The organism is Okeania sp. SIO2F4 (genome assembly GCF_010672385.1).
Lineage (GTDB): Bacteria > Cyanobacteriota > Cyanobacteriia > Cyanobacteriales > Microcoleaceae > Trichodesmium.
In genome coordinates, this window is sequence record NZ_JAAHGT010000031.1 from 20,339 (window position 1) to 31,418 (window position 11,080).

Below are 11,080 nucleotides of genomic sequence, written 5' to 3' on the forward strand. Positions count from 1 at the left end.
TACAGATTCTAGTTGAAACTATAAGATTCACCGTTAACCTCAAATCTTTCAAAATAAGTTTCCAAATTGGCCCAAGTTTGAGGCTCGTAATCCCAGGTAAAACTACTTTCTTGACGTTAAACTGCATCGCTGCAATACTCTTGAGTTAAGTTAGTAGTTGATTTCGTAGCTAAATTCCGGATATCAGTTTCACTGATGTCTAAACACATCGCCACCCTTAGCAAGTCAATTTCAGAGCAACTGCCTCCTCGACGAATGTTGTTAAGATTTGATGTAGGTATTTGGGTTTGCTCCCTAAGCAAATCGTAGTGTGTATCTACCAAGTCGGCCAAATCTTTGTAATCGTGAACTGGCAAGATGCCTAAATCCATCAATTTTTCTCTGCAAGCTTGTTCGATCCAATCGCTCATAGCTACATCTTCACTAGCCGCAACCCGCTTTATCATCTGTTTTACCCATTGAGATAATACAATGGAGGTCTTAATTTTTCTGTCATCATTGGCCATCCTGCTTAATATTTCTTTTTATCTATATATTTGTATCTACCTATTATCTTTACATCTAGGTTATATTTTTTCTTTACTTACTCTTGACGGTAAATACCTTATTGCCTTATACTTAGATCAACATTAAAGAGGAAACGCAGGAGAAAGCCAGAGCGCTCAAGCACCGTAGCTAGTACCTCAACAAACTTATAACAAAACAAAACCGTGACTCACCAAAGCCACGGCGTAACAACTGTATCTCGACCAGGTACAGACAAACTCATTTAAGAATTGCCCGTATGGGCCTCTACGGAGGTACTTTATGAACAAAACTACTCAAATTTCCGACTCAAACCACAAGACGTGGACGGACACCTACTACAACCTAACTCCCGACGACGGGCTGTTTTCGACAAAAACGACTTTTGGAGAAGGTGAGGAGGGGGTAGCCTTAAACTGTCCTGGTTATGGTAGGGACGGAAAAGGGTTTGTCATTCACTTCAAGGTAGAGCATCTAGAGGCTATACATAGTTTGTTAGCAGAATTGCAACTCCTCAAAGCTGAACAAATCAATTCTAGAAAATAGTTTTCAAAATCTTTTTTTTAGAGAATGAGTTGGGTTTTGTAGCGATCGCTTAATCATCAAAACTTCGAGCATACAACTCATGCAGTTCATCAATATCAACTCGCAAAGTAGTTGCTAACCTTAGTAAATTCAGCTCGTTAGGTTTCTTACCCTTGAGCATTGCGTCTATATGATCTTGCGTGATTTTTGAATTTTTCAATAAGTCTAAATTATCGCTAACAAAATCAGCAAGTGTATCGTAGTTTTGAACTGGCTTTGCTCTATAGTATCCCGTTTCGCGCACAGCTTCTTCCACTTTTTCTGCAATCCATTCAGTCATAGATACTTCCGAGTCCAAGCACAGTGTACGAAAAGCACGATGTATGCGAGTTGGAAGATAAACAGAAAGTTGCGTGTAACCTTTGCGAGTCCGAGACATAAGTTAATTGTAATGTACTTACTCTATTATTGCCTCACATCAAACTTTTTTTGCTTATATCCTGTAAAAATAGATTGACACAATAAAACAAGTACGTTACAGTAATGGCAATAGCTATTTTTATAGCCTGAGTTGAGCTTTGTGGTGATCGCCAGAAACATCAAAAAATCAACTCTATGAACTAAAGGTAACTATTGATTACCATAAATATAGATGTAGTTCAAATTAACCCTAGACAATACCCATAACAAAATGCCATGTAGAAAATAATTCATATATTAAAACTGGCATGAGTCCTGAAGAATATTGTCAAATATGGGTCCCTGTACTTTACAAAACTTTGCCGGGACAACGAGGATACAAAGCTCGTTGTATCGAAGAACTAGCAAAAATCACAGGTTTTACCGAGCAATCTATAAAAAACTGGGGAGCTGATTTCAAAGGTCATCCTGATTATGTAAAGGTCATACTAAAACAGGCCAACATCATCAACGAATTCCGTCAGTTATTCAAAAAACATTTTGTTGATGGTACTTGACTGAATAGTAATACTTAGTTGTCATTAAGCTAAATAAAAAGCTACAAGGAAGTTACGAGCTTCCCTATAGCTACAATCAATGTCTTTTAAAAATTTCTTGAATTATGAGTATAGCATTTTTCGAGGAGATTAATCCTGTATCCCTCCTGTAGCAATTCCATGAGTAAGTTTAATTTTTGAAAAAAGTTGTAGCGATCGCTCAATTATCAATCTGGATAATCTCTGTCTCTCATATGCTTGAGCTTTTGAGCGTCTAATCCAATAGATTTCAATTCCTTAGCTAACAAAACCAACTCTGAATTAGTAGGTGGAGATTGACCTACTGCTATATCTGCTATTCGTTCAAACTCAATACCCGTAAGCTCACTTAATGTTTCAGGATTGAGTTTGTTGACTATTTCTGCAATGGTCATATTGAAAAATTTTTGGTGAAGAGCCTCTTTGAATAGCTGATTACCGTAAATGGCCAATGAATTTCCATCAGCCAAAATCTCTATAAAATGGCGTATATCTCCAACTTCTACGTTGATTCGATTTGGTTTTTGAGCTGCTCTTCCCATTTTAAAGTTTTCTGAATATTAGACCTACAAACTATTATGATGCAATTCCAATACTATTTGATACACTACTCTGATGTAAAAATTGACAAAATATCTTTAATTGCATCATAATGATTTAAGGCTGACAAAAAAATCTTACTGAAGCTTTGAAGTCAAAACCGGATACTTGTATGTATCACCTACTATTTTTTACAGTGTGAAATTGTATTGTTAACAGAGGAAACGACAATTCAAGGCCATCATAGATTGGTAGTCGTTAGATATTTAGATGAAAGTTAGCGCATACCTCAAAAAATGGATGCTCACACTGTACGGCCTGAAGCCAGAAGACTGGGGATACAGACAAAAAGCCATAGCAGAAATCAGCCGTGTTACCGGACTTTCTCCCAACTCTATTAAAGGGTGGGGCAAAGATTTAGAGACGGATAGCACCTATATTTTAAAGCTGTTGGATTATGGGGATATGGCAAATGAGTTAACCATGTTTGTAAACAAATATAAACATCTCTTGCCTAAAATAGATGTCATAGATACTATTAATCCTATAGACCACAAGCCCGAACACGAAGGTTGAGAAGGTTCTGCCTTTTCAAAAAAATAAAGCCATTAGGAAGATAGCAACTTCCCAATAGCTAAAACCTATTTTTTTAAATTCTTGAATTATGAATATAGCATATTTTGAGGAGACAAGTCCAGTCTCCCTCCTTTTGCAGTTTTCGTGGCTATCCCAAACGCAACTAGCCAAAGCTCTAGGAGTCAATCCTTCATCCGTTTCAAGATGGCTCTGCGGGGCCACAAGACCAAGCCAAACTATCCAACGACTAGCCTCGGAACTTTTTCAAATCTACAAGAACTGGTCCCTACCATTTCCTCCTCAATTAGAAACAGCAGAACTGGACCCGCTACAACTGCTCAAAAATTTCAATATTTCCAGAGATACATTAGCTGAAGCTCTAGGAGTTTCGGTTCGAGCTATTGGCCACTGGATCAATGGCCAGAACAAACCATCGCGCAAAGTACGCCGACTGGCCCATCAATTACACAAAAAGTGGGTTGTATTAACCGGATAGGATGTAGCGATCGCTCCGTCGTGTAATCAAGTGCAACTAACTACACTTTAGCCGAGCATCACTCCATCCGTACCTCCGTTGCATCATAGTGATATTGCATTCATGTTAAAAATCTTGAACTACTGATCGATTGATAGCAGAAAAACTCAATATATAAAATATAGCTGCAGTTGTGTTATTTCCGATCGCGAATCGTATATACAAGATTTTCAATTAACCCCCGCAACCCACCACTCTCTGATGTACACGGAATTCCCACTGTCTGCAACCAGGAAATTCTGTAAACGATATCAATAAAATTCATTATGATACATCTACAAAGCCAACAAGAGCTGGTGAGGATTCTTCAAGTCCAATTACAGCAAGAGCAAGAGCGTCTTCAAGACTTGACTAAAATTTCTGCGTTAGCAGCCGAATTGGCTCCAATACTCGGAAAGTATCCCGCAGAGCACACCGATTTTGCCGAGCAACTCGGATTAATCCTACCAATATTACCATCACCAACACCGCGAGTAATTGAAATAGTTGATGGCGATCGAAAAGACGAACAAAAGAATGTATTCTCTGATACAAAGAACTCAAAATACACCAAAAGTACTAATTGTCTAGATGAAAATAGTCTAGACAATCAGACAGAACTTCCTACAACAGAGAACGCATCAAAAGATGTTGATGTAATTTGGTACAACTCCATCAGTGGAGAAGTAAGTGCAGGTTCTGAGAAAAGGTATTTCCACTTACTTTGGAACAACAAGCACAATATACATCAAGTAGGTCTCAAAAAATCTGAATCCGCTAAGAGGTGGAGTAAGGATATCAATCCTACAACTCAACCCTTGATAGATGCGGTATGGCAAGAATTCAAAGCAGGAAAACCCGACGAGACAGAAATTATTATACAGAAAATGTGCGAAGCAGCAGAGGAAGTGGGAGGTAGATTCACTGAAGAAATAGGCAGTAATGTAGGTAAATTAGGTATATTTACTCCTAACTGGAAAGAGGAGTATTTCGGTGAAGAGGATGTAGAAGTAATTGAACTAGGCTATAACGACGGTAGTTGGTGGTATATCCGTCCAGGTCGCAACAAAGTTTACTGTTCTGGAGACATCCATCAGTTTACTGAAATCTTGAAAGGTTTAAAAACGGATGTAGTTTTAGCGGAGCAGAAATCAGCAGCAATTACCCAAATAGAAACTGCTGAACCAAAACCCACTCAAACCTCCTCCCAATCATTCAGCCCTACAAAAGACACAGATGATACCACTGTTACCTGGCACGACTCTAATAGTGGAGAAGTAAGCAGAGGAGCGGTTACACGTTACTTTCAATTCCTTTGGGACGGCAACCAAGGAGATTACAGAATCCGGCTAAAAACATCTGAATCCTCTCATAGATGGTGCAAAGATGATACTCCAATAAACAAACTATTGATAGATGCGGTTTGGCGGAGCCCTAATGTTCCCAACTATGGTAAAAAGAGCAAAGAAAAAGCACTTTCTATTTCTCTTAAATCTTCAGACTGTTGGTACACACCACCAGAGATTGTTGAATTACTTAAAAAAGTACTAGGAAACATAGACCTAGACCCCTGTTCCGACGACGGGAAGCACATACCAGCAAAACTACACTATACAGCAACAGAGGACGGACTCAACCAACAATGGCAGGGGAAAGTATTTATCAATCCACCATATAGTTGTCCTGGTAAATGGATAGAGAAGCTGATTTCTGAAATTAATGACAGTAACGTCACAGAAGCGATCGCTCTCTTGCCAGCATCAACAGACACAAAATGGTTTGCCACACTATGGAATCAACCCATCTGTTTTTGGAAAGGACGCATCAAATTCTTAGATACGAACTACCAACCACAACTACCCGCACGACAATCCCATTGTCTAGTTTATTGGGGAGAAAACGCAGACAAATTTAATAAAGTTTTCAGTGAATATGGAGAGGTAAAAACTTCAACAAATAGTCAGCATACAGAAGTTGAAACTACTATACCACTCATCAAAAAAATCGAACCATTAATATCAGAAAATTGGGTATTAGAAGCTATTGATTATAGCCAAGTAATGCTCTATGAAACAGATGATAAAAATAGTAGTGACTGGGTAAAAATTACCGGACAATATGAAAGTCAAGGTCTGTTTTTAATTAGCCATGGAACAGCATTTGTAAACCAAGCAAAAACTATAGAAGAAGCTGTAGAGAGAGCAACATGGTGGTTTGATCAAGAAATCATTGATAGTTTAGATGATTTTATTGATATCCTGAACGGGTATAATACCGACTTAATTGCCACCAGAAATAATTTTACTACAGCATATATACACCAAGACAAAGAATTATTTTGCACAGTATTTTTTAAGGATGATGAAAGATTGGAACTACCAGAACGGGAACAACAACTACTCAGAGATACATATAGTATCGACATTGACAACTTAATAGAAGATATTCAATCTCAAGGAGAAATAAATCCTAATGATTACCTAATGGGTATAGGTAAATTAGGAGTGGAATTTACCAAAGCAGATATTATCCAAAATGCTCTACACTCCCTATCAAACACGGATGATTTAGTAATAGTTCGTCTGGGGGAAATATTCAAATTTTATAATGACGAACGATTGGAAGATTGGCTCGGTGATGACTTAGGAACTATCAAGGTTATTGATTCTTCAGACATAGTGATAGATGAACAATTAAATCATCTATTATTTGAAAAATATTCAATATTAGCAGAGGATTTAATAACGGATATTTTCAATGACAAATATGAAGATAATCCAGAAGATTATATCATCTCTAGTCAAAACATCAAAGAATTAATTACCAAAGAAAATTGGGACGATAAAGAGTTTGAAATTGCCGAACGACTACTCAGTGAACTTTTCTATTGCTCTCCTGCTTGGAACAAACTGAATGATGTGAAAAATCAACAATTTCTGAAACCAAGTGAAGAGAAGTTTGTTGATAGCAATACAGTTGTAGCAAATGAACCTACAGTTGAGGAAGAAGACGACTTTAACTTCTTCAGTGAAGCAGATGACGACGATCCTACCTGGATGGATGTCATCAAAGCAGAAATCGAAAAACTTGAAGGCTTTAAAGTTACGCATGATGAAGTAGACCTCACTGTAACTCATTACGGCACAGTTGTAGGCAGTATTCACCACAACGAGAAATACGAACTAGAAATAGAACAAAAATTAATTGGCGAACTAGCTAAATATGACTTTGACCTAGAAGCATTTTTAGTGGCAGAGAATATCCCTTATAAGTTCTATCACCTCAAATCAGTTGTTGTCACACCAACAACTGGACACTCTGATACTCAGACCTCAGAACAAGTAAAAAAGCCCCAGTCTGGCTCCATAAGTGGAAAGAAGCCAGACTCTCCCAAATCAAACGACAACGAAGCAAACGTATTTTGAGTTAAATCTCAACTAAAACTTCTCATCTAAATTAAATTTATACCTTTTCTAAATCATGATGAAACTAAAACAGAGTGCTATACAAGAATTGTCTACCCACACCACACCACATCAATGTGCAACTGATAATAATAGTGGTGACTTGCCACCAGACAAACGCCATCCTTTCAATCTCAGTGAATCTGAATTCAAGCGTCAGCGAGATAATGGCCATAAAAAAAATGAAGATACTCAAACTCCAGGAACCAAACCCAACAAGGAGTCTAGGTTTCCGATAGCATCTGCTATCGGAAAATCTCAGTATAAGCCAGTGGGGGGCAGTGGATGGCTTAATAAATATACAAGCTGGAAGTCCACCAAAGAAGGTTCTGTAGAGTATCCCCGAACTAAAGAAGATTCGCGAGCGCCAAATAACTTAAAGCATTGGTATTGGCGATACTGCTGGCGCCATAAAGGCTCTAAGATTGAGTCTATTGGATGTCCACGAAAAAAAGTACGCGCCGTTGAGCAAGCGATCGCTGCAAAGATCCCACATAAAGAGATTTACAATTTCATCGTAGAAGATAAATCTGCACCTCCTACTACATAAATTAGCTCACTACATCCACGCACCGTCCCCACCACTCAAACAAATTATTTTTTATTTGGAGCAAAATAACATGACACCATCAGTAGTATCTATAACAAAAACAAAACTGCTGCAACCCTCATTGTTACAGCAGCATACTCAAAAAAACGTGGAAGAAGATAAACAATTATCTCTGGGCCTAATTATAGCACCATCGAATATTCCTCAGCTCAGAGATTACCAACTCCAAGTTATTGACGATCTATACAAACTCATCAAACACAACCAGCGCCGAATATTAATTGTCGCCCCTACTGGAGCTGGGAAAACTATAATTGCTGCTTCCTTCATCTATCAAGAGTATTCAAGTGGCAAAACAATACTATTCATAGTTCACAGAGACGTTTTAATCAAGCAAACTCTGAAAAAATTCAACGACTTTGGTATCAAATGTGGAGTCATTGCTGGAGGTTACAAAGAAAACCACAATGCTCCTGTTCAAATTGCCAGCGCTCAAACTCTCAGTCGCAGGAAAATTGATAGCTGGTTTACCCCCCAAATTGTATTAATAGACGAAGCACATCAAACCGCTTGGAACAAAGTAGTACAGAGACAACTAGAAAATTATGAATCTAGCAACACTACCTTTATAGGTCTCACCGCTACTCCCTGGAGACTATCAAAACGAGAAGCAATGTCTGACATATTCGATACCCTCATAGCAGCTCCAACTCCAGGAGGACTTATCCTCAAAGGATATCTTGCACCCCCAATCTACTACAGCGTAGATGGTGCTGACCTCAAAGGCGTAAGAACTATTGCCGGAGAATTTAACAACTCTGACTTAGAAGTTCGTTGCAATGTGCCAGAGGTCGTCGAAACTGTAGTTTCTGAATGGAAAAGATTAGCCGACGGTAGATTAACCATTGCCTTTGCTGTAAATGTAGCCCATGCTAAAGCGATCGCTACGGCCTTCAATCAAGCTGGAATCAAAGCTGCAAGTGTAGACGGCACCATGCCAACAAAAATGCGAGAAGTAATCTACTCCCAACTACAATCAGGACTTATCAAAGTCTTAGCAAGTTGCGAAGCATTGGGAGAAGGTTTTGATGTCCCAGCCATTTCTTGCGTCCTCCTCTGTCGCCCCACTAAATCTAAGGCTAAGGCATGGCAACAGATAGGCCGTGGATTAAGGATATCCCCAGGAAAATATGACTGCTTAATCCTGGACCAAGCAGGATTAATTAAACAATTTGGATTCATTGAAGATGTAAAAACATTTACTCTCGGTCAATCCAAAAATTCATTACCAAGTGAAGCTCCTACAAAAATTTGCCCTCAATGCAGTGCAATTACTTATAACTTTGATAAGGTTTGTGGCTGTTGTGGTTATCAGTTTCCAGTGGTGAGCAAGAGTTTAGATACCACAGACACAACATTTAAACTACTGCGCTGCACGGCAGATAAGGTCAAGCAATATCGCCATTACCATGAACTGCTCACAGAAGCTTACCATCGAGGACTCAAACCTAATTGGGCAGATAAACAATACCAAATACATTATGGATACTGGCCTCCCTACAAATGGATGCACGGTGCCATATTTGGTACGCAACCTACTGTGGCTGACAAAGTTGCGTATCAAAAATATTTACTCCGCCTAATGAAAGCTGACGGTCAGTGCATAGGGTGGGTCGAACACCACATGAAGATGATTTTTGGCCATTGTGTGAGAAGATAAGGCTTGAAAAGAAAAAAACCTACAAAATTAAAAGTCCTGTAGATTTAATTTGTTTATAAAAATTTATGAACCAATTATTACACAAACATCAAAATTCTGCAACTACTTCCCTAATATCCGCTGTCCAAACTTCTCTAGTGAGAGAGGTGTAAAATGGAATGGAAAATATTTAACCGCCACCCACGCGCTACTGAGATAGCTGACGGCTTAAAAAATATCCCCTACAACTGGGCACTAACACCAGTACGCGAGAAACGCCCCTACAGAAGTAACTGGCAACATGAAGAGCCAGTTAGTAGGGAAGCGATCGCTACTGCCATAACCCAAGGACAACGATTAACTAGCAAAAAAGGTAAACCCTACACTGGATATGATTCTGGATATGGGGTAAGGCTAGGTGAGATATCCGGCGGATTACTGGCCATAGATGTAGATGGTGCTAGTGCCGGACCTATTCTCAAGGGTATTTGTCCAGATTTACCTAAATCTGTAAGTTGGACATCAGGAAAACCGGGACGATATCAAATAGCATTTCAAATACCGCCGGAGTATAGGGAAAAATTAGCCAACTTTACCCGAGCTGTAGTCCGAGAGTGGGAGGGCTTAAAAACTGACACAGACGAACTTTTAGAATTTCGTTATAACTATTGTCAGTCTGTTCTGCCGCCTTCCTACCATCCAACAACTGGTAGATATAGCTGGGTAAATTCCCCAGCAGAGACAGAAGTAGCGATCGCCCCACAACCTATCCTAGATTTACTCCTAGAGCTAGCTGATAAGGAAGCTAAGGCAACTATTGAAGCTGAGGAGAAGAAAGCAGAACGAGAACGATACTTAGAACAACGTAAGCTAGAGAGACAAGCTCACCCTAGCCTCAGCACTGCTGACTCTTTAGCCGACATCCTAGAGCTGGACATTTTGCCTCGTTTGTCCACTGAAGATATTTATGATTGGGGTGGCCACAACTTCAAAAAACATGGTAAAAAGTTAGTTGGCTTCTGTCCTCAGCACGGAGGTAGTAGCGGTACAGCTTTTCAAGTTAACCCAACCGATAACTCTTGGTATTGTCATAGCTGTCAAGAAGGAGGCCACGCAGTACAATATCGACATTTTGCTAATGGTGGTCATGGTACACCTAAAGGCAAGGATTTTATAGAGATAGTTGAAGAGTTAGCTGATGATGCTGGTGTCACCTTACCTGAGTGGCAACCACCACAACAAAAACAACAAAACAAAACCATTCCAAAGCTAGAATGGTGGCAGAAGTGTGGGCTACCTAGAGAAGCTAATAATTTAGCCAAGTTTGTTCGTTGGAGATTTGGTAAAATAGCTTGGCGATTCTTTAAGCGCACTGGAGAATTACCAGCCAAACCGCAATTAAATAAAAATCCTGATGAACAAAAACTAGCAACACAAATCATTACAGAACACACCACAGCCATCACTTTATGGACTCCACTCCTAAAACTAGGCACACCATACATTAACTACACAGGCCCAGGAAGCATACCTACTTACTCCGAATATCAGAAATTATTGGAGACTGAGAACTGGTTAATCAAAGAACCCAATATTAAATTTGATTTGAGAGTATGGGGAGATACTCCTGCAAGAGAAGCGTACGCCAAAGGATGGAATTTAATACTAGACAAACATGGCTGTGGAGAAGGG

Annotated in this window: 12 protein-coding genes; 8 read left to right on the forward strand and 4 right to left on the reverse strand. The window is 39.3% G+C overall.

Annotated elements, in window-relative coordinates; translation table 11 throughout:
* Window positions 1-116: 116 nt before the first annotated feature.
* The gene (locus tag F6K22_RS03770) at window positions 117-506 is read right to left on the reverse strand and encodes a hypothetical protein (RefSeq protein ID WP_202219502.1); all 390 of its coding nucleotides are present in this window, start codon (window positions 504-506) and stop codon (window positions 117-119) included.
* Between the two features lie 301 nt (window positions 507-807).
* Between F6K22_RS03770 and F6K22_RS03775 the strand changes: the two genes are divergently transcribed.
* A complete protein-coding gene (locus tag F6K22_RS03775; RefSeq protein WP_293093446.1) occupies window positions 808-1,071 on the forward strand; it encodes a hypothetical protein in 264 nt (87 codons plus the stop codon).
* A 49-nt stretch (window positions 1,072-1,120) separates the two neighbouring features.
* On the opposite strand, the gene F6K22_RS03780 is transcribed toward F6K22_RS03775, so the two are convergent.
* A complete protein-coding gene (locus F6K22_RS03780) occupies window positions 1,121-1,390 on the reverse strand; it encodes a hypothetical protein (protein WP_293093448.1) in 270 nt (89 codons plus the stop codon).
* A 388-nt stretch (window positions 1,391-1,778) separates the two neighbouring features.
* Between F6K22_RS03780 and F6K22_RS03785 the strand changes: the two genes are divergently transcribed.
* Window positions 1,779-2,027, forward strand: a complete 249-nt coding sequence (locus tag F6K22_RS03785) for a hypothetical protein (RefSeq protein WP_293093450.1) — start codon at window positions 1,779-1,781, stop codon at window positions 2,025-2,027.
* 206 nt (window positions 2,028-2,233) lie between these two features.
* Here the strand turns inward: F6K22_RS03785 and F6K22_RS03790 are convergent, their stop codons facing one another.
* Window positions 2,234-2,587: a hypothetical protein gene (locus tag F6K22_RS03790; RefSeq protein WP_293093452.1), complete on the reverse strand. Its 354-nt coding sequence runs from the start codon at window positions 2,585-2,587 to the stop codon at window positions 2,234-2,236.
* A gap of 298 nt (window positions 2,588-2,885) precedes the next feature.
* Here F6K22_RS03790 and F6K22_RS03795 point away from each other — a divergent pair, with 298 nt between their 5' ends.
* The gene (locus F6K22_RS03795) at window positions 2,886-3,161 is read left to right on the forward strand and encodes a hypothetical protein (protein WP_293093454.1); all 276 of its coding nucleotides are present in this window, start codon (window positions 2,886-2,888) and stop codon (window positions 3,159-3,161) included.
* Between the two features lie 88 nt (window positions 3,162-3,249).
* A complete protein-coding gene (locus tag F6K22_RS41705) occupies window positions 3,250-3,657 on the forward strand; it encodes a helix-turn-helix domain-containing protein (protein WP_363272790.1) in 408 nt (135 codons plus the stop codon).
* 175 nt (window positions 3,658-3,832) lie between these two features.
* Here F6K22_RS41705 and F6K22_RS03800 read toward each other — a convergent pair whose 3' ends face one another.
* On the reverse strand, window positions 3,833-3,961 hold the full coding sequence (locus F6K22_RS03800) for a hypothetical protein (protein ID WP_293093456.1): 129 nt from the start codon (window positions 3,959-3,961) through the stop codon (window positions 3,833-3,835).
* A gap of 1 nt (window position 3,962) precedes the next feature.
* On the opposite strand from F6K22_RS03800, the gene F6K22_RS03805 reads away from it, so the two are divergent.
* The 4 genes from F6K22_RS03805 to F6K22_RS03820 form a co-directional block, all read left to right on the forward strand.
* Entirely contained in the window at window positions 3,963-7,100 is a 3,138-nt protein-coding gene (locus F6K22_RS03805) for a DNA N-6-adenine-methyltransferase (RefSeq protein WP_293093458.1), read from the forward strand.
* A 55-nt stretch (window positions 7,101-7,155) separates the two neighbouring features.
* Window positions 7,156-7,689 (forward strand): hypothetical protein, encoded by a 534-nt coding sequence (locus tag F6K22_RS03810; RefSeq protein ID WP_293093460.1) that lies wholly within the window; start codon window positions 7,156-7,158, stop codon window positions 7,687-7,689.
* Window positions 7,690-7,759: 70 nt separating this feature from the next.
* Window positions 7,760-9,409, forward strand: a complete 1,650-nt coding sequence (locus tag F6K22_RS03815) for a DEAD/DEAH box helicase (RefSeq protein WP_293093462.1) — start codon at window positions 7,760-7,762, stop codon at window positions 9,407-9,409.
* A 153-nt stretch (window positions 9,410-9,562) separates the two neighbouring features.
* The coding region (locus F6K22_RS03820) for a bifunctional DNA primase/polymerase (protein ID WP_293093464.1) at window positions 9,563-11,080 on the forward strand (1,518 nt) is incomplete at its 3' end.